Origin of the sequence: Citrobacter sedlakii NBRC 105722 (assembly GCF_000759835.1) — a bacterium.
Taxonomy (GTDB): domain Bacteria; phylum Pseudomonadota; class Gammaproteobacteria; order Enterobacterales; family Enterobacteriaceae; genus Citrobacter_A; species Citrobacter_A sedlakii.
The window spans coordinates 87,410-112,276 of the sequence record NZ_BBNB01000013.1 but is presented as its reverse complement, the minus strand read 5'-3'; the positions used below and the strand labels follow the sequence as shown (position 1 = coordinate 112,276).

The window sequence follows — 24,867 nt, the reverse complement described above, 5'->3', positions numbered from 1 at the left end:
AAGAAACGTTTTTCAGGAGACTCGATCATGGCCAGCAGAGGCGTAAATAAGGTTATTCTCGTGGGTAATCTGGGCCAGGACCCGGAAGTACGCTACATGCCGAATGGTGGCGCAGTTGCCAACATTACGCTGGCTACTTCCGAATCCTGGCGTGATAAACAGACCGGTGAAATGAAAGAGCAGACTGAATGGCACCGTGTTGTGCTGTTCGGTAAGTTGGCGGAAGTGGCCAGCGAATATCTGCGTAAAGGCTCTCAGGTATACATCGAAGGTCAACTGCGTACCCGTAAATGGACTGATCAGTCCGGTCAGGACAAATACACCACGGAAGTTGTGGTTAACGTGGGCGGCACCATGCAAATGCTGGGTGGCCGTCAGGGCGGCGGTGCGCCGGCAGGCGGTCAGCAGCAGCAGGGCGGTTGGGGTCAGCCGCAGCAGCCTCAGGGCGGCAACCAGTTCAGCGGCGGCGCGCAGTCTCGTCCGCAGCAGCAGTCTGCACCGGCACCGTCTAACGAACCGCCAATGGACTTTGACGACGATATTCCGTTCTAAGCGCGCCGTCAGGCATTCCAGCGTAAAGGCCTCCGAAAATGGAGGCCTTTACGTTATTCTGATTACGCCGTCCGGCGGAATTTGCGGGTCAGCGGTTTCTCGATTTCAACAATCAGGAACAGCGCGACGCCAATGGCCAATGTGATACCCCAGTAGCGCAGCGGCAGTGCTTCGGTACCAAACATCATTTGCAGGAAAGGCACATAGATAATGGCCAGCTGTAGCAGAAGCAGAATGCCGCTCACCAGCCAGATGCCTTTGTTCATCAGCAACCCACGCCCCAGCGAGAAACCGTCCGATACGCGGCAGTTCAGCATATAGACCCACTGCGCCGTGACCAGCGTCTGCAGCAGTACGGTTCGAATAAACTCCGGGCTATGGCCGCGCGGCTGAAGCCAGGCTTCCAGCATAAAGGCGCTGGCGGCAATCAGCGTACCGACAAAGCCGACGCGCCAGATAGCAAAACCATCCATCACGTTTTCGTGGGGCCGACGTGGCGGGCGGCGCATAATATTGCTCTCTCCGGCTTCGAACGCCAGGCCGAACGACAGCGTAGCGGACGTCGCCATGTTCATCCACAGAATCAGTACCGGCGTCAGGGGCATCAGGTTTCCGGCCAGCAGCGCGACAATAATCAACAATCCCTGCGCGAGGTTGGTTGGCATAATAAACAGGATCGTTTTCTTCAGATTGTCGTAGACGCGGCGCCCCTCCTGCACCGCGCTGGCAATGGTGGCGAAATTGTCGTCCGTCAGCACCATGTCAGCGGCCTCTTTGGTCACTTCGGTGCCTTTGATCCCCATCGCGATGCCAACGTCAGCCTGCTTAAGGGCTGGGGCATCGTTCACGCCATCGCCCGTCATGCCAACAATTTCGCCTTTATTTTGCAGCGCTTTCACCAGGCGCAGCTTATGTTCCGGACTGGTGCGGGCAAAAATATCGTACGTCACAGCGGCTTCAGCGAGCGCGGTGTCGTCCATCTGCTCCAGCTCATAGCCAGTCACCGCGTGGGCGCTGTTATGAATCCCGAGCATACCGCCAATGCTCATGGCCGTTTGCGGATGATCGCCGGTGATCATCTTGACGCGGATCCCAGCCTGCTGGCAGGCGCCGATCGCATCAATCGCTTCCGGGCGCGGTGGATCCATCATTCCGGCAATGCCGAGGAAGATCAGCCCATCGCTCAGGCAGTCATGCGTTAGCGTACCGGCATCGGCACGCGTGGGTTTCCAGGCGGCGGCGACCATGCGCAACCCCTCTTTGGCATAGCGGGCGATTTCTGCTTCCCAGTGTGCCTGAGTAAAAGCTTCTGTTCCGGTGGCGGTTTGCTGCTGCTGACAGAGTTTAAACAGAACGTCCGGCGCGCCGGTCACCAGCACGCGCTCGTCCTGGCCGATACGGAAATGGGTCGCCATATATTTGTACTGCGAGTCGAACGGAATCTTGCTGCGCAGTTCTGTATCGATGGCGGGCAGGTTCGCTTTTGCGGCCAACACTTTTAGCGCGCCCTCGGTTGGCCCGCCGGTAATGCCCCAGTGCCCCTGCTCGTTCCGCATCAGTTGGCTGTCATTACACAGATCGATCGTGCGCAGGTAGGTTTCCAGCACACTACCCGGACGCATTTCCGCCGTCGTGGCGTCGTTCTCAACGAGGATCTCGCCCGTGGGTTCGTAGCTGTTACCCTGCACGCGATAGTTTTTATCTGCCGTAATGATGGCTTTCACCGTCATCTCGTTCATCGTCAGGGTGCCCGTTTTATCGGAACAAATCACCGACATGGCGCCCAGCGTTTCGACCGTTGGCAGCTTACGGATAATGGCGCGTTTGCGGGCCATCGTCTGGATGCCGAGCGACAGGATGATAGAAATAATGGCGGGCAGGCCTTCCGGAACCGCCGCGACGGCAAGGCTAATGAGCGACAGCAGCAGTTCGCCCATTGGCATATCGCGCAGCAGCAGGCTGAAAATAAACAGCCCAACCATCATGGCAAGAATCAGAGAGAAGATCGCTTTGCCGAGCTTATCCATCTGTACCAGCAGCGGCGTACGATGCTTCTCGATGGCGGTCATCATCTGATTGATGTGGCCCAGCTCTGTGGCTTCGCCGGTGGCAATGACCACGCCAAGTCCGGCGCCTGCGCTGAGGGTGGTGCCGGAAAACAGCAGGTTTTTACGATCGCCGAGCGGCAGTTCCCCTTCCAGCGCTTCCGCCGTCTTATCGACCACGGTGGATTCGCCGGTCAGGATGGCTTCTTCCACCCGCAGATTATGCGCTTCCATGACACGCAGGTCGGCGGGGATACGATCCCCCGCGCGTAACACCACGATATCGCCGACGACCAGTTCGGTGGTCGGCGCCGTTTCATGCTGACCGTTGCGAATCACCACGGCGGCGCTGGAAAGCATATTGCGAATGCCTTTTAGCGATTTCTCGGCGTTGTTTTCCTGAACGTGCCCAATCAGGGCGTTGATGACCGCCACGCCAAGAATGACGGCGGTATCGACCCAATGACCCATAATGGCCGTCAGGGCCGCGGCGGCTATCAGCACGTAAATTAATACATCATGAAAATGGGTCAGAAAGCGCAGCCAGGCGGGTTTACCGGCTTTTTCCGGCAGGGCGTTAGCGCCGTCTCTGGCGAGACGGGCGCTGGCTTCGTTTTGAGTCAGTCCACTTGACTGGCTCTGCAGGTTGTTTAAGACCTCATCCACAGAAAGCTGGTACGGTTTTTTTCCAGCGCATGGCGCAGAATGGAGACGATTGCTGTTCGGCATTCTGGTCAATGTAAAATTCCTCGAAGTATAAAAATTATAATATTTAAAAAGCCAGAGCATGCTATTGGAATAATGCGTTCCGGTTTTTGATATTAATCAATAGCGTTTCGCTAAATATTATTTTATCGTTGCCATTGTTAGCGAATTATTCATGTTGCTCAGTGTCTTAATGGCTTTTGTAAATTTTAGAAAGGAGGGTGTATGTTTGGCATTTATAATGGCAAGAGGTTGATTGTATTGATTATTTTTGCGATAGCAATTGCGGTTGTCAGCGGTATTTCAACCTATGCTTTCGTAAAATATCTGGGTTAAAAGAAATAAAAATAGTCTTCCTTACATAACTTTTAAAACCTGAATAATAATGACATTAGGCAGATTCTTATGCAGTTTTAATAATTATCCTATACGCGGTCTGGTAATTAATCAGACCACGTGTCGTTAACGGAAAATACACAGTGGTTTTCCAAAAACAGGTTCAGGAGGTATTTCAGTATGAATATTACATATTTGCTATAAAACACGAGGTTGCATTACGTGGGCGGCGTCTCCTTGCGCCACCGTTTTCCCCGCTTGTCTGAACGTCTGTATTTGTCCCATCAATACTACCTGCTCATTGAGTCGAGGCGGGTTGTGGGTTCATCCCACAGAACAATCGACGTAACCTGCCATCTCGTTGGTGTCAAAGGCCAACCGCACTTTGCGCGCCCGCCCGGACGTTAACCCGTCGTGGTGCTCAGGCGCATAAGGTGCGCAATGAACAGGAGTAGGCTTAGCCAATCGTTTCGACAGTTAATTTTTCCTGGCGCCCATTAATATGAGAATAGTTCTCACTTCAAATTTGTGGACGATTTTATTTCACACCGGGAGGTTGTGCTTTTTTTCCCTTTTTTGAGTAAGTGTTAGGAAAGCAATTATTTCGTGAATAATGAGTTAAAGAGAAAGTAAAAATATTTGGGAATGCTTCTTATTATTATAAAAAGTCTTCAAAAACACCATGGCTATTTATTTCGGTTGATAAAAATCAAATACCCAAAATGAATTACCCCTGATGATACGCTTTTTGAGGGGATGAAATGCAAGATCACGAAATAAGAGAGGATACGCCCTCTCTGAATGTCTCCCGGCGGGGCATGTTAAAAGCGAGCGCAGCGTTAGTCACGCTGCCTTTTATTTTGTCGGAACAGGCAAAAGCCGCAGAGACCGGACACGCCGACGCGTCGGTAGATACCCCGGCAGAGCGTGTAGTACCTACCTGTAGCACCTTCGACTGTGGCGGAAAGTGCGATATCCGCGCCCACGTTAGCGATGGCGTGGTGACGCAAATCACCACCCGTCCCGATAATGAATTAGATCCGGATATGCCCATTATGCGCGCCTGCGTGCGCGGACGGGGTTATCGTAAATTTGTTTATCATCCCGACCGTCTGAAATACCCAATGAAACGCGTGGGAAAACGCGGTGAAGGAAAGTTTGAACGTATTTCCTGGGCGGAAGCCGTCACACTTATTGCGGATAATTTACAACGTATTACCGAAAAATATGGCCCGGCTTCTCGCTTTGTTCATAATAACACCGCGACCAGCGGCGGAACTTTTTCCGGCGATAAAATGATTCGTCGCTTGTTAAATCAAACCGGCGGCTATCTGGAATATTACCATTCGGTGAGTCTTGGCAATACGGTTGCCGCCACCCCCTATACCTACGGCGTCGCCGCCAGCGGCAACTCGCTGGATACGCTGGAAAATACACCGCTGGTAATACTGTGGGGGCATAACCCGACAGAAACCATTTTTGGTCATACCAACCACTATTTCCAGCGGATGAAGCAGAACGGCACGCGTTTTATTGTCGTGGATCCGCGTTATTCCGACACCGTTTCATCGCTGGCCGATCAATGGGTCCCCCTGCTTCCGACCACCGATAACGCGCTGATGGACGCGATGATGTACGTCATCATCAGCGAAAACCTGCATGATAAAGCGTTTATTGAACGCTATACGCTCGGCTTTGATGAAGCGTCCATGCCGGAAGGCGTTCCGGCGAACGAGTCGCTGGTCGCTTACCTGATGGGCGATAAAGACGGCGTACCTAAAACGCCGGAGTGGGCGGAAAAAATCACCCATGTGCCTGCGCAGACCATCCGCCAGCTGGCGCGCGACTATGCCACCACCAAACCGGCGGCGCTGATTCAGGGCTGGGGCCCACAGCGTCATATCTGCGGCGAACGTACCGCGCGCGGTTCCACTCTGCTGGCGACCATTACCGGCAACGTTGGCGTTAAAGGTGGCTGGGCGGCGGGCTACGGCGGTTGCGGCAATCGCCTGTTCACCACCGGTCCGGAAATGCCGGAAAACCCGGTGAAAGAGAAAATCTCGATCATGAACTGGGTGCAGGCGGCGGACGATGCCAGCAAGGTGACCCCGGAACAAGGGCTGAAGGATGCAGAGCAGCTTAAGAGCAACATCCGCATTCTCTTTTCGCTGGCGGGCAACTATCTGGTGAACCAGAACCCGGACGTTAATCAGGCGGCAAAGATCCTAGCCGACGAGTCGAAAATCGAGTTCATCGTGGTCAGCGATTTGTATATGACGCCGAGCGCGAAATATGCCGACGTTCTGCTGCCGGAAACCAGCTTTATGGAGCGCTGGAACATTGGCGAAACCTGGGGAACGGCAAACTACCTGGTGCTGTCGGAAAAACTGGTGGAACCCGACTTTGAGCGTCGCTCCGACTACGACTGGATCCGCGAAGTGGCGGCGAAGCTCGGCGTGGAACCCGCGTTCAGCGAGGGCCGCAGTGAGAAAGAGTGGATTGAGCACATCTGGGAACAGACGCGGCTGTCAATGCCGGAACAGCAGTTGCCGGACTTTGCTGAATTACAGGTGAAGCGTCGCCATCTGTTCAAGAGCAAGCCGTATGTGGCTTTTGAGGACAACATTCGCGATCCGCAAAACCATCCGTTCCCAACGCCGTCGGGTAAAATTGAGATCTTCTCGAAGCGTCTCTACGACATGCAGCATCCGGAAATTCCGGCGCTTTCGCACTACGTGCCCGCACACGAGGGGCCACAGGACGCGCTAACGAAATCCTTCCCGTTACAGATGATCACCTGGAAAGGCAAAAACCGCGCGAACTCTACCCAGTACGCGAACCCGTGGCTGCAGGAAGTGCAGGAACAGAAGCTGTGGATTAACCCGGTTGATGCACAAAAACGCGGCATTGCCCACGGCGACACCGTGCGTATCCACAACAACCGTGGTATTTGCCAGGTGCCAGCAGAGGTCACGCCGCGCATTATTCCCGGCGTGGTGGCGATGCAGGCCGGCGCGTGGTGGCAACCTGACGCAGAGGGCGTCGATCATGGCGGTTGTCCGAACGTGCTGAGCTCAACGCGTATTACGCCTCTTGCAAAAGGGAATTCACATCAAACCATGCTGGTGGAGGTCGTTAAAGCATGAGTCAATTTAAAGAGTATCCGCCCGTTAGCGACAAACAGCTTGGTTTCTTTATCGATACGTCGCGCTGTTCCGGCTGTAAGGCGTGTCAGGTGGCATGCAAAGATCGCCATAATCTGGAAGTGGGACGCCGTTTTCGTCGGGTGTATGAAGTCAATGGCGGAGGGTTTATCTCCACCGGACAGGGCGGCGTGGCGAACAACGTTTACGCGTACACGATGTCGATCTCGTGCAACCACTGTGACGACCCGATTTGCACTAAGAACTGCCCGACCACGGCGATGCACAAACGTCCAGGCGACGGCATTGTGCGGGTCAATACCGATAAATGCGTCGGCTGCGGCTATTGCGCCTGGTCCTGTCCCTACGGCGCGCCGCAGATGGACACCGAGGCCGGACAGATGTCGAAATGCGATATGTGCATCGACCTGCTGGTAAAAGGCGAGCAGCCGGTGTGCGTGGCGACCTGTCCTCTGGAGGCGATTAAGTTCGGTCCGATTGACGAACTGCGCGCTAAATACGGCGATGTTTGCGATGTGCAGGGGCTGCCAGACTCCTCCATTACCCATCCGAATTTAGTGATCAAACCGCACCAGGGCGCAGAGAAGGGAGGTAAACGCCATGCATGAGTTACCGTTGCTGATTTTCACCCTGCTGGTGCAGGGCTCCGTAGGGCTGACGCTGTTTATTGCCCTGGCGACGGGCGAGAAGCGGTCGCTGCTGCCGGCGATGCTGGTTTCCTGCGTGATGGGCGGACTGGGGCTGATCGCCTCGACGCTGCACCTCGGTTACCCGCTGAATGCGTTTAATGCGCTGCGCCATGTGGAAAGTTCATGGCTGAGCCGGGAGATCGTCTTTGCCAGCCTCTATCTGGCGATTCTGGGCCTGGCAACGCTGCTGGTGATGTTGAAAAAACAGCCTTCGCGCCTCCTGCTGGCGCTGGCGACCCTGGCCGGACTGGTGGATATCTACTGCATGGGCGCAATTTATGTCCATTCGTCGGTCGTGACCTGGCAGCATATCAATACCTGGGTCATGTTCTTTGGCGCGGCGGGCATTCTGGGTGCGGCGATCGGCAACGGCCTGCTGCCGGGTATCAAACGGCTTCTGCGGATGGCCGCGGTGTTGGTGGTGGCGATCACCGCCATTCGTCTGCTGGTGCAGCCGGACTATGTCAACTTTCTGGCATCCGCAAGCCTGAACGAGGTGGTCACGCTGCCGCATCAGCCGCTGGTCGCGTTTCACCAACTGACAGGGCTAAGAAACGTTGCCTGGGGACTTTCCGTACTGGGTTCCTTGCTGTTCGCCATTGGCGCATGGCGCTCGTGCCGCACGGCGATGCTGCTGGGCGGGCTGGGGCTGGTTGTGGCTGAGGCGCTGCTGCGCTTTATGTTCTTCAGCATTCTTTAATGGCCCTTTTTACCCTGATGAAAACGCCCACACCGCCGGGTGTGGGCGCCTCCTGCGTACGTAAGCGTTTTCCTCAACATACCTGTGACGCCTGCCGTCAGGCCTGTCCGGCGCAGGCCATTTCGTTTTCTGCCTCTACGGTTACGCTGGACAACGATCGCTGCATTCGATGCGGTCATTGTACGTTTGTTTGTCCTGTCGATGCGTTGGAAGATCTGCCAACCGCCCGGCGTTCTTACCGTCAGCAAACGCTGGTGGCGCCGTTTACCGCCCAGGCGGCGAGTGTAGAAGAACTGCTGATGTGGCATCTTCAGTATCAGATTCGCGGACTGGAAATCGACATCGATGCATATCCCACGTGGGCGCTTGCCGTGGCGGCGTTAAATATTCGCCTTAGGGCGCTGGGGGAACCACTCTGGCAAGTGATTCCGCCGTCCGCGAAGCGCGTGAACGTGGCGCGACGTCATTTACTGCACGTCAGCGAAGAGAAGGTGCAGACCGCGAGCGTGAACCCGTCGCCGCGTTTGCGCCGAAGCCGTATGCCGCACATGCAGGACTATGCGCTACAGCTTGATATCGCCAGTTGCGTACTCTGCGGAGCGTGTGAACGGGTTTGTCAGGAGAAGGCGATTCAGATTGGCGAACGGGCGTTACGCGCAGAGATGTCACGTTGTACGGGGTGCAATAACTGCGCGGTAGTTTGCCCGACAAAAGCGATTACGACCAGGCACAGCGTGGGCGAGAGTCAGCCAGAGCACTATCCGTTTACGCGTAAGGTCTGCCGGGACTGTCGCCGGGTGTTCGCCACGTTTGGCGCAGACGACACACGGTGTCCCATTTGCCAGCGGCATGAATACGGAATGCGGGGGCGGTAATGGACTGACCAGGCCCCCGTCGGGATTGCAAACGCGGGGCCGGGAATCAGGTCAATACCATCGGCCATTCGGGCGGGGTGTGGCTCATCACTTCGACCATAACGGATTCGATGTTTTTCCAGATGGCGGAGATATCCATCAGGGTGATGCCGAGCAGCCCGGTGGCAAACCAGCAGGCGGCGATAACGCCCAGACCGCTGCTGATAACAGCCAGGCCAATATAGTCGGATTTACGAAAACGGATATTCAGCGTACTGGCTAAAAACATCAGCACGGCGCTCAGCAGTGGCCAGCGGAGAAGCACCACGCCAGTGGTTAGGGTTGCCATGAAACATTTCCTCTGAAAAGCAGGTGCCCGGACAGCGCGGCGTTTTCACGGGCGTGTAACACTCTGGCTATCGACAGGCATTCACATTAACACGAATGAAACGTTGTTTCTGTTTCATAATTTTTGTGAACTATATCACGTTAATGAGCTTATTTTCCAGCCAGGGCGAGGATTTTTTGTTTGCTTTTTAACCATGCTTTGCGTGTGGGTAAAGGTGTTCAGCGGAAGTAAAAGCATCGGGGCGTCTGGTCGGAATAGAGCGTTAATAACGCGCGATTAAGTCGACCTTTTTTGGTTTGTCCAAAATAATACCGGGAAATTGAACGCCACTGCTTAATAGAAATGATGGCTTGCCAGGAATGAACCACGAAATGATATTAATAACCCCTGATATTATCAGACTTTTACTAATAAAAGTCAGTTGCTAATATTGTAGGATTCATGCAACGTAACACCCCTGTGTGATTTATACCTGTCAGGCTTCAGATTGCCCGTGCGTTGGCGGCAATGGCAATTATCCAGGTATGGCATCCGGCCTCGATAATAACAGGCGTATAATATGCAGGGATATAGGGCTGAAATGAATCATCAGGCGCGACGGAAGATGCTGAGGTTTCTCGGGATAATCATGGTGGTGTTGCTTCCCATGATGTTAGCGCTATGGTTTGCCCAATTGCGAGCCGTATCCCAGACCAGTCATCAATTGCGTATATTCGCACAACTGACATTAGATAAAACTGAACTGGTTATTTTACAGGCTGATTTAGCGCGCGACGCCGCCGAACAGTATCAGGGACAAGCCTGTACCCCCGCACATCGGCAAAGAATGTTAAATATTATTCGTGGGCGTCTTTATATCAATGAGTTAATTTATGCTCAGGGTAATCGCTTTTTATGTTCAACGGTCATGGCGCCGACCACGCCCTTTATTATGCCGGACGCTGAGTATAAACGAAAACCTGATGTCGCGATTTATTACTTCCGTGACACGCCCTTTTTTACAGGCTACAAAATGACGTATATGCAGCGTGGCAATTACGTTGCAGTGATCAATCCCTTATCCTTCAGCGAAGTGATGACAGACGATCCGGCGCTTGCCTGGGGCGTTTTCGACACGGTTACCGATACGTTCTTTTCCGTCAGCGAAAAAGCGTGGGTTGCGGAGCTACTGCCGCTGGTGCGCCGCGGTCAGTCCGTGTTTCAGCAGGATGGCCGTTTTTACACGCTCGTTCATTCCGATAAACGCCCCATCGCGGTGATTGTTTCGACAACGACCGGTCGATTTTATCAAAATCTGTACCAGCAACTGCTTTTCACCCTTCCGCTTGCCGTGCTTTGCAGCATACTGCTGTTGCTGCTCTGGTCGCGGGCGCGTCGGCAATACAGGTCGCCGCCGCGGATGCTGCAGCGGGCGCTTAAACAGCGCCAACTGTGCGTACACTATCAGCCGATTATGGACATCAAAAATGAGAAATGCGTGGGCGCGGAAGCGTTGCTGCGCTGGCCTGGATACAACGGACAGGTCATGAGTCCCGCCGAATTTATCCCCCTGGCGGAAAAAGAGGGGATGATCGCGCAGATCACCGATTATGTGGTGGAGGACGTTTTCCGGGAGATGGGGGCGTTTCTGGCGGCAAACCCGTCGCTGTATATTTCGATCAATCTCTCCGCGTCAGACTTCCATTCTTCCCGACTGATTGCCCTGATCGCCAACAAAGCGCGTCAGTACGGTGTGCTTGCGCAACAGATCAAAGTGGAAGTCACTGAGCGGGGCTTTATCGACGTGCCGAAAACCACGCCGGTTATTCAGGCGTTTCGTCAGGCGGGCTACGAAGTGGCGATCGATGACTTTGGCACCGGCTATTCCAACCTGCATAACCTGTATTCCCTGAAGGTGGATATCCTGAAGATCGATAAATCGTTTATCGACACACTCACCACGAACAGCACCAGCCACCTGATCGCGGAGCATATTATCGAGATGGCCCAAAGCCTGCGGCTGAAAACCATCGCGGAAGGCGTGGAAACGGCGGATCAGGTCAACTGGTTGCTTAAGCGCGGCGTACAGTATTGTCAGGGGTGGCACTTCGCGAAAGCGCTGCCGCCGCAGGCGTTCATCGACTGGCTACAGCAGCCGCCCGCACGTCTGATGTCGCGCGGGCAGTAAACTTACAGACGATGGCGGTAGTCGCTGGGTGTACGATCAAACTCCCGGCGAAAAACGCGGGAAAAGGTCTGTTGTGATACGTAGCCTAAATCCATAGCGATATCGAAGATGGGTCGCTCGGTATTACGCAACTCCACGGCGGCTAACAGCAGTCGGCGCTGGCGGATATAGTCGCCGAGCGTCTGGCGCATCACGGTGCGGAACATCCTTTGTAAATACCATTTTGAATAGCCTGATTTTTTCGCGACCACATCAATGTTCAGCGGTTGGTCGATATGTTCATCAATCCATTCAACAAGGGTCTGAATAATTTGCTGATGGGACATAGCGTTGCCTCTTTTTCAGGGTTCGATTCGTCTTTTGTCTGCGGGCGAGTATAATTCCTCAAGTTAACTTGAGGTAAAGCGATTTATGGAAAAGAAATTACCCCGCATAAAAGCCTTGCTGACGCCGGGCGAAGTGGCGAAACGCAGCGGTGTGGCGGTATCCGCGCTGCACTTCTATGAAAGTAAAGGGTTGATTAGCAGTACTCGTAACAGCGGCAATCAGCGGCGGTATAAGCGCGATGTGTTGCGTTATGTGGCGATCATTAAGATTGCCCAACGGATCGGCATTCCGCTGGCGACCATCAGCGAGGCGCTTGGGGTACTGCCGGAAGGCCATACGTTGAGTGCGAAGGAGTGGAAGCAGCTCTCTTCGCAATGGCGGGATGAACTGGACCGTCGCATTCATACGCTGGTGGCGCTGCGCGATGAGCTGGACGGTTGTATCGGCTGCGGCTGCTTATCGCGTAAGGATTGCCCGTTGCGGAACCCTGGCGACCGACTTGGTGAACAGGGTACCGGCGCGCGGCTGCTGGAGGATGATTAACGTTTTTCGCCGGCCCGGACCGCTAAGCGCATCCGGGCGACAGGATTACTGATTCTCAATCAACAGCGCTTCCAGCAAATCAAGGTCATGCAGCAGCTTTTGCAGGGTCTCATTGCTGATCTCACGCGTGGCGCGCAGGTGGTACAACTCCGCGCGTTCAGAACGCAGCGCGGCAAGGCGGAAACGACGCTCGAGGTTCTCTTCCTGTAGCGAACTTTCGACATCGTTGCGTCCGTCAGCGCGGCGACGCAGGTTACCGATGACCCGCGAACTCACTTCGGTCAGCAGTTGGTTGTCGATGTTCTCCTCGGTATCCGCCGCCAGGCGCTCTTCCATTTTCTGAATCGCTACTATCGCCACTTCTGCCGTTGCCGCGCGCGCGATGCGTTCCTCTTTCAGTTGCTGCGAATGGTCAGCCACTTCCAGATGTTGCAGCAGTATCGGCAGCATTATCACGCCAACGAACAGCGAGAACAGGATCACCCCGGCGGCGAGGAACACCAGTTCGTAACGCGCCGGGAAAACGTTGCCATCCGGCAGCAGCAGAGGAATGGAGAGCACACCCGCCAGCGTGATCGCCCCGCGCACCCCCGCAAAAGAGGCGATAAGAATTTCACGCGTGGTCCACGATCCAAACTCCATCGGTTTCTTTTTCAAAAAACGCATGCTGAATTTTTTCATCGTCCACAGCCAGCCGAAGCGCACCAGCATCAGCGCGACGTAAATCAGCACGATGTCGGTAAACAGCATCCAGATTTCGACGTTTGGATCGGCTTCCGCCGCCACCAGCGACGACTCGAGAATACCAGGCAGTTGCAGGCCCAACAGTAAAAAGACCATGCCGTTAAACACAAACTCCAGCATCGCCCAGGTACTGTTGGCGCGCAGGCGCATGGCCAGCGGCGCGCGGCGCATGACGCCGGAACGGGTGATGGTCATCCCGGCGGCGACTGCCGCCAGAATTCCCGACACGCCGATGTGTTCGGCAATCAGGTAAGAGGCGAACGGCAGCAGGAACAGCAGCACGATCTGTGTCGCGGGTTCATCGCCGCCCCAGCGGCTAAGAAAACGCAGCGAACGCCCGTACAGCCAACTGACCACAAAGCCCGCGAGGATACCGCCAATCGCCACCTTAAGAAATTCCACGGTTGCGCCGCCAACGGTAAAGATCATTGTGCCCATCGCCACCGCGACGGCAAACTTCAGCGACACCAGACCAGAAGCGTCATTCATTAACGCTTCGCCCTGTAAAATGCCCATGATCTTCTTCGGAATACGTCCTTCACCGACGATGCCGGAAAGCGCCACCGCATCGGTTGGCGACAGTACTGCCGCCAGCGCAAAAGCGGGTATCAACGGGATGCCCGGCACCAGCCAGTAAATCAGAAAACCGATGCCGACAACGGTGACAATCACCAGCGCCAGCGCCAGACCGAAGATCTCTCGCCCGTGTTCAAGGAATTCGCGCGTCGGCGTCTTCCAGCCGTCGGCGAACAGCAGCGGCGGAATAAACAGAACTAAAAACAGTTCGGGATCAAATTCCACATGCAGACCAAATGTGGGCCATGCCAGCAGTGCGCCGATGGCAATCTGCATAAGGGGTAAGGGGAGCTGGAAGGGCAATACGCGCGTAAATACCCCGGACAGCGAGACCACAAGGGTCATGATGAGTATTGTGAAAAAAATTTCCATGCGTTCCCTGTTTGCGATGTTTTTTATGTGCCTGAGAGGCTTCGTGCCTCGATTTTACCTTTTTCAGAGTATCGCAAAAGACAACGAAATGTGCGGTGAAAATAAAAACGGGCGGCCAAAGCCACCCGTTTTCGGAATCACTTCGCGATCAAATCGCCCAGCCGCCCGCGTAGAACGTCACCAGCGCGATGGCGATCACCACCGTACCCACGTTCAGCTTGCGCCATTCGCCGGAAACCAGACGACCAATCACCAGCGTGGCAAAGCCGATCATGATGCCGGTAACGATATTACAGGTCAGCACGATGAACACCGCTGTGACCAGACCCGCCATCGCGTCGACGAAGTCGGCGAAATCAATTTTCGCCACGTTGCTCAGCATTAACAGGCCCACATACATTAGCGCAGGCGCCGTCGCGTATACCGGCACCAGATAGGACAGCGGAGAGAGGAACAGGATCAGCAGGAACAGAACGCCGACGGTGATCGCTGTCAGGCCGGTTTTACCGCCCGCTGCCGTCCCTGCCGCGGATTCGATATACACCGCTGCCGGCGCTGCGCCCACCAGACCGGAGAACACGCTGCTCAGGGAATCTGTGGTCAGCGCTTTGCCGCCGTCGATGATCTGGCCGTCTTTGTCGAGCAGATTCGCCTGCCCCGCCACGGCGCGGATGGTGCCGGTTGCGTCAAACACTGCGGTCATAACCAGCGCCAGCACGCTTGGCAGCACCACCGGATTCAGCGCGCCCATGATATCCAGGCTGCCAATCAGCGATTTGCCGTTTTCATCGCTCAGCGACGGCATCGCGAAAATGCCGGAGAATTTCACCGCCGGATCACAGATCAGCCCGACAATCGAAATACCAATGATGGTCAACAAAATGCCGCCCGGCACTTTCAGCTTTTCAAGGCCGAGGATTACCGCCAGTCCGACCAGCGACATGATCACCGGGAACGTTGCGAAGTCACCCAGCGCCACCGGCAGGCCATCCAGTGGGTTTTTGATTACCAGGCCTACGCCATTTGCCGCAATTAGCAGCAAAAACAGGCCGATACCAATACCGGTGCCATGCGCGACGCCCTGCGGCAGGTTGCGCAAAATCCAGCTACGAATGCCGGTCGCAGAGATAATGGTAAACAGAATCCCCATCAGGAATACCGCGCCCAGCGCCACCGGCACGCTGATCTGCTGACCGAGCACCAGGCTGAACGCGGTAAATGCGGTCAGTGAAATGGCGCAACCGATCGCCAGCGGCAGATTCGCCCACAGCCCCATAACGATGGAGCCTAACCCCGCCACCAGACAGGTCGCGACAAATACCGCGGCAGGCGGAAAGCCAGCTTTGCCCAGCATGCCCGGCACCACGATAACCGAGTACACCATCGCCAGAAACGTTGTTAACCCGGCAACCACTTCCTGACGGACAGTGCTTCCACGTTGTGAAATTTTAAACCAGGCGTCAAGTGAACCGCCGGTACGCGCTGAAGGCGTAGACATAGAAAACATCCCCTGAGAGTTTATTTTTCGTCTTTATGCGTGGTGGACAATCCACTGCCAGCGAAACGTCAATTCCCTGTGCTCTGTCGCGACAAAAGGGGAGTCGCAAAAAGCAAACGTTTAGCTCCGCGCATAAAAAAACGGGTAGTAAAAAAAAGCAAACGATTATCCAGCGATCATATGGCGATTTTCAACTGAACTTTGTCGCTTTTTATGCATTTCTTGCGTTAACGACGAAGAAATCATCAACTGATGCGCAAACGTTACCGTCGATGCGCAATCTGGCAACATAATTTGCCGTGTCGTTTCGCCCATGCGCGGGGCACAGGAGACATTTTCGTCCTCACCCCCCGGGGATCTCAAAGGGGCCGCCCTGTTGAATCGCCCGCTGCCAGGCCGGACGCATTTCCACCCGTTTTTTCCATGCCTCGATGTGGGAGAGATTATCGATGCCGCCGCGCGCCAGTAGAGCAAACAGCGGGAAACTCATCTGAATGTCGGCCATGCTGAACGGTTCTCCGGCAAACCAGAGATGTTCGGCAAGGTGAGCGTCAATGAAACGCGCGTGGGTTTCCAGTTGTGGATTGAGATACGCTTTCTGCACGCCTTTTCCCAGCGCACCGCCCAGCGCGCGCAAGCCAAAGGGAACCGGCGGCTTGCCAAGACTGACAAAGACCAGTTTCATTAGCAGTAACGGCATGAGCGAACCTTCCGCATAGTGCAGCCAGAATCGGTACTGCCGCTTCTGTTCCGCGTCGGCGGGTTTAAATTTGCCTTCGTTGTCGTAGGTTTCCTGCAAGTATTCAAGGATTGCACCCGATTCCGCAATGACGACGCCGTTATCCTCCACCACGGGCGACTTGCCGAGCGGATGCACTTTTTTCAACGCCGGCGGGGCAAGCAGGGTCTTTTCACGCTGGTAACGGACAATCTGGTAGGGCAGCGATAGTTCTTCCAGCGCCCAGAGAATGCGCTGGGAACGAGACTGGTTTAAATGATGTACCGTTAGCATGTGAGGCTCCTGTGAATTCATCTTCTTAACTATAGAAAATTGTGGAAGATGACGAAAAAAATTCGGCTAAAAAATCACCATGTCGGCTGGCAAACAGGCGGCCTCGGCATACACTTACAGTATCAACACAAACCGGAACCTCCACCACGTGCTCGAATGAGGGGTGTTGACGTCGGGGGAAACCCTCCCGTGAACTCAGCGGGATAGAGAGAAAGACAAAGACCGGAAAACAACTAAAGCGCCCTTGTGGCGCTTTAGTTTTTTGCCGGGTTGATGGTTTGCGATGCCCCTGCCCAGAATCCTTCGCAACATGAAAGCCACGCTTTGGCGCTATGGGAAAGGTAGACCCCTTCGCGCCAAATCATCCCGAGCTGCCAGCGCAGTTCGCTTTCCAGCGGGATCCAGCGCAGCGTGTTTTTATCCAGCCGTTCACAGATGGGCTCCGGCAGAATAGCAATGCCGACGCCTGCCTGTACCATCGCCGCAAGAAAATCCCACTGTCCGCTGCGTACCGCAATGCGCGGCTTGACGTTGCGTTCGCTAAAAAGCTGCATCAACTGACGGCTCAGGGCGAAATCTTCGTTGTAAATCAGCAGCGGGTGCTCCGCCAGCGTTTCGGGGGAAACGGACTCACAGGTTGTCCACTGACCGGCACGGGGCGCCAGGACGCAAAGCGGATGGTTAAACAGCGGCAGGGTCGCCAGACCGCTTTCAGCTTCTATCGGCAGCGCGGTCATCGCCACGTCCAGTTCGCCATTCATCACCGCCTGTTGCACCGTCAGGCCGCCAAACTCCGCGACCTTCAGCTCGACGCCCGGATAGCGTTGGCGAAACAGACTGATAGGCCCCGCCATCAACATGCCGACCATGGGCGGAATGCCTAACCGTAGCAGGCCTTTGTTGAGATGGTTGATGTCTCCCAGCTCCGCTTCCAGTTGGCGAAACTCCGCCAGAATCGCCAGCCCGCGCTCAAACACCACCCGTCCGGTGTCCGTGAGCAAAAGCTTGCGCCCGTCGCGGATCAGCAGCGTGCAGTTAAGCTCGTCTTCAAGATTTTTTAACATTTTGCTGATGGTGGGTTGCGTGACATACAACTTCTCCGCCGCGCGGGTGAAACTCTGCTGGCGCACCACCTCGACAAAATAACGCAGCGTTCTGATGTCCATGACTATTCCTTACGACTATGACCGCAATGATTTTAATTCATTTCTTTCATCGACGGGCGCTCTCTATACTGGCGCTCCGAATTATTTTTCAGGACATCCCTTCATGGCTGTGGCGATACGCCGCATTACGCCTGTTGTCGTACAGCGACTTCAGGTTCCGGTTCAGGTTCTGCTGTACGCTGGTCTGTTTATCGTTGCGCAAAACCTTGTCTCCTGGCTGCATTTGCCGCTTCCGGCCAATCTGGTGGGCATGGTGCTAATGCTGACGCTGATTGTGTGTCGGATCCTGCCGTTGCGCTGGGTGCGGGTGGGGGCCCGCTGGCTGCTGGCGGAAATGCTGCTGTTCTTTGTGCCCGCGGTGGTGGCGGTGGTGAACTATGCGCAACTGCTGTTGATCGACGGCTGGCGTATTTTTGCCGTGATTGCGCTCAGCACCCTGATGGTACTCGGTGCGACCGCGTGGGTGGTGGACAAGGTGTATCGCTATGAGTTGCGCAGGTTAAATCGTGAGTAATTTTCAGCTTAGCGCGCTCTGTCTGGTCATCACACTGGTCATCTATTTTCTCAACAAGCGCCTGTATCGCCGCTTTCGCCGACTGCCGCTGATGCCGCTGGTGCTCACCCCGGCGCTGCTGGTGTTGATGCTGGTGTTTGGGCATATCTCCTGGCAAAGCTATATTGGCGAGTCGCACTGGTTATTGTGGCTGCTTGGTCCGGCGACCATCGCCTTTGCAGTGCCGGTCTACGACAATTTTGCCATCATCAAACGTCACTGGATGTCCCTTAGCGCAGGCGTGGTGACGGCAACGGTGGTGGCGGTCACCAGTTCGGTTTGGCTGGCGCGGCTGTTTACGCTCTCCGATGAAATCCAGCGCAGCCTGGCCGTTCGCTCGGTGACCACCCCGTTTGCGCTGGCGGCGGCGGAGCCTATCGGCGGACAGCCGGATCTGGTGGCGCTGTTCGTGGTGGTGACCGGCGTGTTTGGCATGGCGGTTGGCGATGCGCTGTTTCTGCGGCTGTCGATACGCGAAGGTATGGCGAAAGGCGCCGGATTCGGCGCGGCGTCTCACGGCGCAGGAACGGCGCGCTCCTACGAACTGGGGCAGCAGGAGGGCGTCGTCGCCAGCCTGGTGATGATGCTCTCCGGCGTCGTGATGGTGCTCATTGCGCCGCTGGTCGCGAAGCTGATGTTCTGACCGGCGGCGGTTGGGTTATGTCAGACGCGACGCCAGCGCAAATTCGTTAAAGTGGACCGGACGCTGCTGCTGCATGGAGAGGTTTCCGGCGATGCCGGTGAGGATCGACATCGCCCCGGCGCGGTGGTCGGCGGCGCGCTGAAGCGGGTCGTGTTTCACCTCGCCAAACAGATCGGCGAGCATCGCGTTGTCGCCGCCGCCGTGTCCGCCTTCGCCCAGCGTGAAGTCAGCTTTCCACGGCGCGGCAAACATTGGGAAGACGGTAATATCGCAGGTCTCGAGGCTGCCTTCGTTGGCGCGTTCGCCGCCAGCGTTAACGTACGATTTCTCGACGATCTTCATCTCCAGACGGCCTTTGCTGCCGTTAAAGACCACGTTCAGCCCTTCCCAGGGCAGATAAGTGTTCAGTGAATACGTCAGCTGTACGTCATTCTGATATTTCACCAGCACCGACATCGTATCTTCAATGGTAATGCCGTCGCTGAACACGCTCTGGTCGCGGAAGTAGCTATCCTCATGTTCCGCATCCAGATAGAGCGCTTTCAACTGCGGATTCTCTGCCATTTGCAGGGCAAACGGGTCGTCTTTCGCCTGCGGGTAGCCGTGGGCGCGGGGATAAAACTGCGTGACGCCGCGTCGTTCGGCGTTCTCTCTGCCATAAAAACGCAGGCCGCCTTCAGCGTAAACGCGCGCTGGCGTGCTGGCCAACCAGAAGTTCATCAGGTCGAAATGGTGGGTCGATTTATGCACCAGCAGGCCGCCGCTATTGCGCTTTTCGCGGTGCCAGCGACGAAAATAGTCTGCGCCATGCTCGGTGTTCAGCAGCCATTCGAAGTGGACGGAGTAAACCTCGCCGATCGTGCCGTTCATCAGCAGTTCGCGCACTTTGCTGTGGTGTGGGGCATAGCGATAGTTGAAGGCGACGCGCACCTGGCGGCCTGTTTCTTCAATGGCATCCAGAATACGCAGGGCGCGCTTTTCGTCGATAGTCATCGGTTTTTCGGTGATCACGTCGCAGCCCGCATGCAGCGCCCGGACGATGTAATCATCGTGGGTGCGGTCCATGGTGGTAACGATGATAATGTCCGGGCGCGTTTCACGGATCATCTCCTCAAACTGCTGCGCTTTCCAGGTCGGTACCGGCGCAGCGCCCTCTTTTTCCAGTAATGTGTTGGCGTAGTTCATCCGGGTCTGGTTGGTATCGCAGAAGGCAACCAGCCGGGCGTTCTCTTTCCATTGCCCGCCAATTGCCGAAATATACAATCCAGCGCGACCGCCGGTTCCCACCAGGGCATATTTCTTCATCGCATTCCCTTCTCTTAAAATGAATTAACGTGTTGATGTAATAAAAACAGCGTTTCACTCTTGTTTGGGTACTGTAGCGCTATCGCGGGAGATGGGTAGAACGCAGGAAGAAAAATGTGATCCCCGGCCATAAAGACCGGGGAGGGGGAGAGTGATTAATGGGCGCGGCCTTGTTCGACGCCGTATCCGGTCTGGGAACGGATAAACTGGGCGCGGAACTGCTCGCGTTCGCGGTTTCCTTCCGCTGAGTTATCGGTGGCCGAGAAGAACCAGATGCCGAGGAACGCCACGGTAATGGAGAACAGCGCCGGGTATTCGTAGGGGAAGATCGCCTTTTCGTGACCGAGGATCTGTACCCAAATCGTCGGGCCAAGCACCATCAACACCACTGCCGTCAGTAACCCTAACCAGCCGCCCATCATCGCGCCACGGGTGGTCAGCTTCGACCAGTACATGGAAAGCAGGATGATCGGGAAGTTACAGCTTGCCGCGATGGCAAACGCCAGGCCGACCATAAAGGCAATGTTCTGGTTTTCAAACAGTACGCCAAGAATAATGGCGATGACGCCCAGCACCAGTACGGTGATTTTCGACACCCGCAGTTCTTCGCGCTCGGTGGCGCCTTTACGAAACACGTTGGCGTACAGATCGTGCGAAACCGCCGACGCGCCCGCCAGCGTCAGTCCGGCCACCACCGCGAGAATAGTGGCGAAAGCGACCGCGGAGATAAAGCCGAGGAACAGATTGCCGCCGACCGCGTTAGCCAGATGTACCGCCGCCATATTGTTGCCGCCAATCAGCGCGCCCGCCGCGTCTTTGTACGCCGGATTTGCCCCGACCAGCATGATCGCGCCAAAGCCGATAATAAAGGTCAGAATGTAGAAGTAACCCATAAAGCCGGTGGCGTAGAACACGCTTTTACGCGCTTCGCGCGCGTCTGACACCGTGAAGAAGCGCATCAGGATATGCGGCAGACCGGCGGTCCCGAACATCAGACCAAGGCCCAGCGACAGCGCGGAGATCGGATCTTTCACCAGCCCCCCAGGGCTCATGATGGCGGTGCCTTTCGGATGAACCGCCATTGCTTCGGTAAACAGGTTATTGAAGCTGAAACCGACGTGCTTCATCACCATAAAGGCCATGAAGCTGGCGCCGAACAGCAGCAGCACCGCTTTGATGATCTGCACCCACGTCGTCGCCAGCATACCGCCGAATAGCACGTACATCATCATCAGCACGCCGACCAGCACCACCGCAATGTGGTAATTCAGACCAAATAACAGTTCGATGAGTTTGCCCGCGCCGACCATCTGGGCGATCAGATACAGCGCCACCACCACCAGCGAACCGCAGGCGGAAAGAATGCGGATCGGGCCTTGCTTGAGACGGTAGGAGGCCACATCGGCAAAGGTATAACGTCCCAGATTACGCAGGCGCTCGGCGATCAGAAACAGAATGATCGGCCAGCCCACCAGGAAGCCCAGCGAGTAAATCAGGCCGTCGTAGCCGGAAGTGAACACCAGCGCGGAGATGCCCAGAAAAGAGGCGGCAGACATGTAGTCGCCCGCAATCGCCAGTCCGTTCTGAAAACCAGTAATATTGCCGCCCGCCGTGTAGTAGTCGTTGCGCGAACGCACGCGTTTAGAGGCCCAGTAGGTAATTCCGAGCGTAAATACGACAAAAATTAAAAACATAATAATGGCCTGCCAGTTGGTTGGCTGGCGCTCTACTGTACCGCTAAGGGCATCCGCCGCGTTGGCCGCGAAGGGTAGTGTGGCGGCAAGCGCCGTCAGGACTCTCTTCATGATGCGTTAACCTCGTGCAGTACTGCATTATTAAGACGGTCGAATTCGCCGTTCGCCCGCCAGATATAAATGCCGGTCAGAATAAAGGAGATCAGAATGACCCCGACGCCAATGGGGATACCCCGGGTGACGCTGGTTCCCGCGTGGAGCGGCGTACCCAGCCAGCCAGGCGCGAAAGCAATCAGTAAAATAAAGCCGATATAAATCACCAACATGATGACCGACAGAAGGGTGGCAAACCGTTGCCTTTTTTCGACTAACTCCCTGAAACGCGCACTGTCTTCTATCCGCTGATAAATAGTGTCATTCATCACAGAGCTCTCCAGAGGCCCCCTGCGTCTTTCGCGCCACAGGTGCGTTGGCCGCACTTACCCACCCCAGTCGCCTGGTTCACTCTGCGACTGGGGATGTGTTCGTTTGCCGCCTTCCTGCAACACGAAATCCTTTGGGGGGTTTTATATTTTCCCTCCCGATGAAGAGAGGGGTAAGGTCAGAAATGTCGGCCGGATAAAACGCTTCGCAGCGCCATCCGGCCTGTTCTCATTATGAAGGCATCGCGATAGCCTGCTTCTCTTCGAGCAGTTTCTCTACCACGCCAGGATCGGCAAGGGTCGAGGTATCGCCCAGATTGCTGGTATCGCCTGCCGCGATCTTGCGCAAAATACGGCGCATAATTTTGCCGGAACGGGTCTTCGGCAGGGAATCGGTCCAGTGCAGCACGTCCGGCGTCGCCAGCGGACCAATCTCTTTTCGTACCCAGTTGCGCACTTCCGCGTACAGTTCCGGAGAAGGCTCTTCGCCGTGGTTCAGAGTCACGTAGGCATAAATCGCCTGGCCTTTAATGCTGTGCGGAATACCCACCACCGCCGCTTCGGCGATTTTGGGATGCGCCACCAGCGCGGACTCAATCTCCGCGGTGCCCAGACGGTGACCGGACACGTTCAGCACGTCGTCCACGCGACCGGTGATCCAGTAATAGCCATCTTCGTCACGACGCGCGCCGTCGCCGCTGAAGTACATATTTTTAAAGGTCGAAAAGTAGGTCTGCTCGAAACGCTCATGATCGCCGAACAGCGTGCGCGCCTGACCCGGCCAGGAGTCGGTGATCACCAGGTTGCCCTCGGTCGCCCCTTCCTGCGGATTGCCTTCGTTATCCACCAGCGCAGGCTGCACGCCAAAGAACGGACGGGTGGCGGAACCGGCTTTCAGCTCTGTCGCCCCCGGCAGCGGGGTGATCATGAAACCGCCGGTTTCGGTCTGCCACCAGGTATCGACCACCGGGCATTTCTCATTGCCGATCTTTTTCCAGTACCACTCCCACGCTTCCGGGTTGATCGGCTCGCCAACGGAGCCGAGAATGCGCAGGGAGGAACGGTCGGTGCCTTCGATCGCTTTGTCGCCTTCCGCCATCAGCGCACGGATCGCGGTCGGTGCAGTATACAAAATCGTGACCTGATGCTTATCGACCACCTGCGCCATACGCGCTGGCGTCGGCCAGTTGGGCACCCCTTCGAACATCAGCGTCGTGGCGCCGCAGGCCAGCGGGCCGTACAGCAGGTAGCTGTGTCCGGTGACCCAACCCACGTCGGCGGTGCACCAGTAGATGTCGCCCGGATGGTAGTCGAACACATATTTAAAGGTGCTCGCGGCATACACCAGATACCCGCCGGTGGTATGCAGCACGCCTTTCGGCTTGCCGGTAGAGCCGGAGGTATAAAGAATAAACAGCGGATCTTCCGCATTCATTTCAACAGGCTGATGCTCAGCACTAGCATTTTCAATGACGTCGCTCCACCACAAATCGCGGTTTTCCGTCCAGTCGATAGTGCCGCCGGTGCGCTTGAGCACAATCACATGTTCGATGCTTGTTACGTTCGGATTTTTCAGCGCATCGTCGACGTTTTTCTTCAACGGAATGCTGCGCCCGGCGCGCACCCCTTCATCGGCGGTGATCACCAGCTTCGAGCTGGAGTCGATAATGCGTCCGGCAACCGCCTCCGGCGAAAAACCGCCGAAGATCACCGAATGCACCGCGCCGATGCGCGCGCAAGCCAGCATCGCGACGGCGGCTTCCGGCACCATCGGCATATAAATCGCCACCACGTCGCCTTTCTCAATGCCTAACGCCTGCAGGGCATTGGCAAAGCGGCAGACGTCACGATGCAGTTCGCGGTAGCTAATGTGTTTACTCTGCGATGCGTCGTCGCCTTCCCAGATGATGGCGGTGCGATCGCCATTTTCCGCCAGATGGCGGTCAAGGCAGTTCGCCGCCAGGTTGAGCGTGCCGTCTTCGTACCATTTAATCGAGACGTTGCCCGGCGCGAAAGAGGTGTTCTTTACGCGTGTATACGGTTTGATCCAGTCGAGAATTTTGCCCTGCTCGCCCCAAAAGGTATCCGGCTCGTTAATTGATTGTTGATATTTTGCCTCATACTGCTCCGGGTTTATCAGGCAACGGTCCGCAATATTGGCGGGAATGGCGTGTTTATGTATTTGGCTCATGGCTTTTGTTCTCCTTGTAAGATGTTAATAATATGTCTCATAAACGTTAAATGTAGGGGTTTAGTCAGTTTTGTTTAGTATTTGCGCGGCAGATCACGCAATAACGGAACTGTGCAAATAATCGGCAATACGTTTTTTGAAGAAGGCCAAAAAAAGTTGGGGAATTCTTTTCGCAACAGACGGTTATGTTAATTTTTTATGAAGGTGTTTCGACGAGGAAAAGCACAAAGGGAGTAGCGATAAAATGGGCTGGCTAACTC

The 24,867-nt window shown here is 55.6% G+C and carries 20 protein-coding genes; 9 read left to right on the top strand and 11 right to left on the bottom strand.

The window, feature by feature from the left end; all coding sequences use genetic code 11:
• Nucleotides 1-27 precede the first annotated feature (27 nt).
• Nucleotides 28-552 carry a single-stranded DNA-binding protein SSB1 gene (ssb1, locus tag CSE01S_RS17695; protein ID WP_042291190.1) on the top strand — a complete coding sequence of 175 codons (525 nt, stop codon included), beginning with the start codon at nt 28-30 and terminating at the stop codon, nt 550-552.
• A 62-nt stretch (nt 553-614) separates the two neighbouring features.
• On the opposite strand, the gene CSE01S_RS17690 is transcribed toward ssb1, so the two are convergent.
• Entirely contained in the window at nt 615-3,326 is a 2,712-nt protein-coding gene (locus tag CSE01S_RS17690; protein ID WP_042291188.1) for a cation-transporting P-type ATPase, read from the bottom strand.
• A 1,073-nt stretch (nt 3,327-4,399) separates the two neighbouring features.
• On the opposite strand from CSE01S_RS17690, the gene CSE01S_RS17685 reads away from it, so the two are divergent.
• Genes CSE01S_RS17685 through CSE01S_RS17670 form a run of 4 tightly spaced genes read left to right on the top strand, consistent with a single transcriptional unit; the run spans nt 4,400 to nt 9,066 of the window.
• The gene (locus CSE01S_RS17685) at nt 4,400-6,784 is read left to right on the top strand and encodes a DMSO/selenate family reductase complex A subunit (protein WP_042291185.1); all 2,385 of its coding nucleotides are present in this window, start codon (nt 4,400-4,402) and stop codon (nt 6,782-6,784) included.
• The gene (locus CSE01S_RS17680; protein WP_042291182.1) at nt 6,781-7,410 is read left to right on the top strand and encodes a DMSO/selenate family reductase complex B subunit; all 630 of its coding nucleotides are present in this window, start codon (nt 6,781-6,783) and stop codon (nt 7,408-7,410) included. Before CSE01S_RS17685 ends, CSE01S_RS17680 begins: the two co-directional genes overlap by 4 nt.
• The gene (locus CSE01S_RS17675; protein ID WP_042291180.1) at nt 7,403-8,191 is read left to right on the top strand and encodes a dimethyl sulfoxide reductase anchor subunit family protein; all 789 of its coding nucleotides are present in this window, start codon (nt 7,403-7,405) and stop codon (nt 8,189-8,191) included. The genes CSE01S_RS17680 and CSE01S_RS17675 overlap by 8 nt, the downstream gene beginning before the upstream one ends.
• A complete protein-coding gene (locus tag CSE01S_RS17670) occupies nt 8,191-9,066 on the top strand; it encodes a 4Fe-4S binding protein (protein WP_052406308.1) in 876 nt (291 codons plus the stop codon). The genes CSE01S_RS17675 and CSE01S_RS17670 overlap by 1 nt, the downstream gene beginning before the upstream one ends.
• A 46-nt stretch (nt 9,067-9,112) precedes the next feature.
• Here CSE01S_RS17670 and CSE01S_RS17665 read toward each other — a convergent pair whose 3' ends face one another.
• The gene (locus CSE01S_RS17665; protein ID WP_042291177.1) at nt 9,113-9,394 is read right to left on the bottom strand and encodes a YjcB family protein; all 282 of its coding nucleotides are present in this window, start codon (nt 9,392-9,394) and stop codon (nt 9,113-9,115) included.
• A 580-nt stretch (nt 9,395-9,974) separates the two neighbouring features.
• Here CSE01S_RS17665 and pdeC point away from each other — a divergent pair.
• Entirely contained in the window at nt 9,975-11,561 is a 1,587-nt protein-coding gene (pdeC, locus tag CSE01S_RS17660; protein ID WP_042291175.1) for a cyclic di-3',5'-guanosine monophosphate phosphodiesterase PdeC, read from the top strand.
• Nucleotides 11,562-11,563: 2 nt separating this feature from the next.
• Here pdeC and soxS read toward each other — a convergent pair whose 3' ends face one another.
• On the bottom strand, nt 11,564-11,887 hold the full coding sequence (gene soxS / locus CSE01S_RS17655; protein WP_042291172.1) for a superoxide response transcriptional regulator SoxS: 324 nt from the start codon (nt 11,885-11,887) through the stop codon (nt 11,564-11,566).
• An 85-nt stretch (nt 11,888-11,972) separates the two neighbouring features.
• Between soxS and soxR the strand changes: the two genes are divergently transcribed.
• A complete protein-coding gene (gene soxR, locus CSE01S_RS17650) occupies nt 11,973-12,431 on the top strand; it encodes a redox-sensitive transcriptional activator SoxR (protein ID WP_042291170.1) in 459 nt (152 codons plus the stop codon).
• 45 nt (nt 12,432-12,476) lie between these two features.
• On the opposite strand, the gene CSE01S_RS17645 is transcribed toward soxR, so the two are convergent.
• The 4 genes from CSE01S_RS17645 to CSE01S_RS17630 form a co-directional block, all read right to left on the bottom strand.
• Nucleotides 12,477-14,123: a Na+/H+ antiporter gene (locus CSE01S_RS17645; protein ID WP_042291168.1), complete on the bottom strand. Its 1,647-nt coding sequence runs from the start codon at nt 14,121-14,123 to the stop codon at nt 12,477-12,479.
• Between the two features lie 148 nt (nt 14,124-14,271).
• Nucleotides 14,272-15,621: a guanine/hypoxanthine transporter GhxP gene (gene ghxP / locus CSE01S_RS17640; protein ID WP_042291165.1), complete on the bottom strand. Its 1,350-nt coding sequence runs from the start codon at nt 15,619-15,621 to the stop codon at nt 14,272-14,274.
• Nucleotides 15,622-15,964: 343 nt separating this feature from the next.
• On the bottom strand, nt 15,965-16,633 hold the full coding sequence (locus tag CSE01S_RS17635) for a glutathione S-transferase family protein (RefSeq protein WP_042291160.1): 669 nt from the start codon (nt 16,631-16,633) through the stop codon (nt 15,965-15,967).
• A 254-nt stretch (nt 16,634-16,887) separates the two neighbouring features.
• The gene (locus tag CSE01S_RS17630) at nt 16,888-17,799 is read right to left on the bottom strand and encodes a LysR family transcriptional regulator (RefSeq protein WP_042291157.1); all 912 of its coding nucleotides are present in this window, start codon (nt 17,797-17,799) and stop codon (nt 16,888-16,890) included.
• Between the two features lie 103 nt (nt 17,800-17,902).
• Here CSE01S_RS17630 and CSE01S_RS17625 point away from each other — a divergent pair, with 103 nt between their 5' ends.
• Together CSE01S_RS17625 and CSE01S_RS17620 are read left to right on the top strand one after the other, a co-directional pair.
• Nucleotides 17,903-18,313: a CidA/LrgA family protein gene (locus CSE01S_RS17625; protein ID WP_042291154.1), complete on the top strand. Its 411-nt coding sequence runs from the start codon at nt 17,903-17,905 to the stop codon at nt 18,311-18,313.
• Nucleotides 18,306-18,995, top strand: a complete 690-nt coding sequence (locus CSE01S_RS17620; RefSeq protein ID WP_042291151.1) for an LrgB family protein — start codon at nt 18,306-18,308, stop codon at nt 18,993-18,995. Before CSE01S_RS17625 ends, CSE01S_RS17620 begins: the two co-directional genes overlap by 8 nt.
• 15 nt (nt 18,996-19,010) lie before the next feature.
• Here the strand turns inward: CSE01S_RS17620 and CSE01S_RS17615 are convergent, their stop codons facing one another.
• The 4 genes from CSE01S_RS17615 to acs form a co-directional block, all read right to left on the bottom strand.
• Entirely contained in the window at nt 19,011-20,300 is a 1,290-nt protein-coding gene (locus tag CSE01S_RS17615; RefSeq protein WP_042291148.1) for a Gfo/Idh/MocA family protein, read from the bottom strand.
• Nucleotides 20,301-20,455: 155 nt separating this feature from the next.
• Nucleotides 20,456-22,105: a cation/acetate symporter ActP gene (actP, locus tag CSE01S_RS17610; RefSeq protein WP_042291146.1), complete on the bottom strand. Its 1,650-nt coding sequence runs from the start codon at nt 22,103-22,105 to the stop codon at nt 20,456-20,458.
• Nucleotides 22,102-22,416, bottom strand: coding sequence for a DUF485 domain-containing protein (locus CSE01S_RS17605; RefSeq protein ID WP_042291143.1), 315 nt, complete (start codon nt 22,414-22,416; stop codon nt 22,102-22,104). Before CSE01S_RS17605 ends, actP begins: the two co-directional genes overlap by 4 nt.
• Before the next feature lie 232 nt (nt 22,417-22,648).
• Nucleotides 22,649-24,607, bottom strand: a complete 1,959-nt coding sequence (gene acs, locus CSE01S_RS17600) for an acetate--CoA ligase (RefSeq protein ID WP_042291141.1) — start codon at nt 24,605-24,607, stop codon at nt 22,649-22,651.
• Between the last annotated feature and the right edge of the window lie 260 nt (nt 24,608-24,867).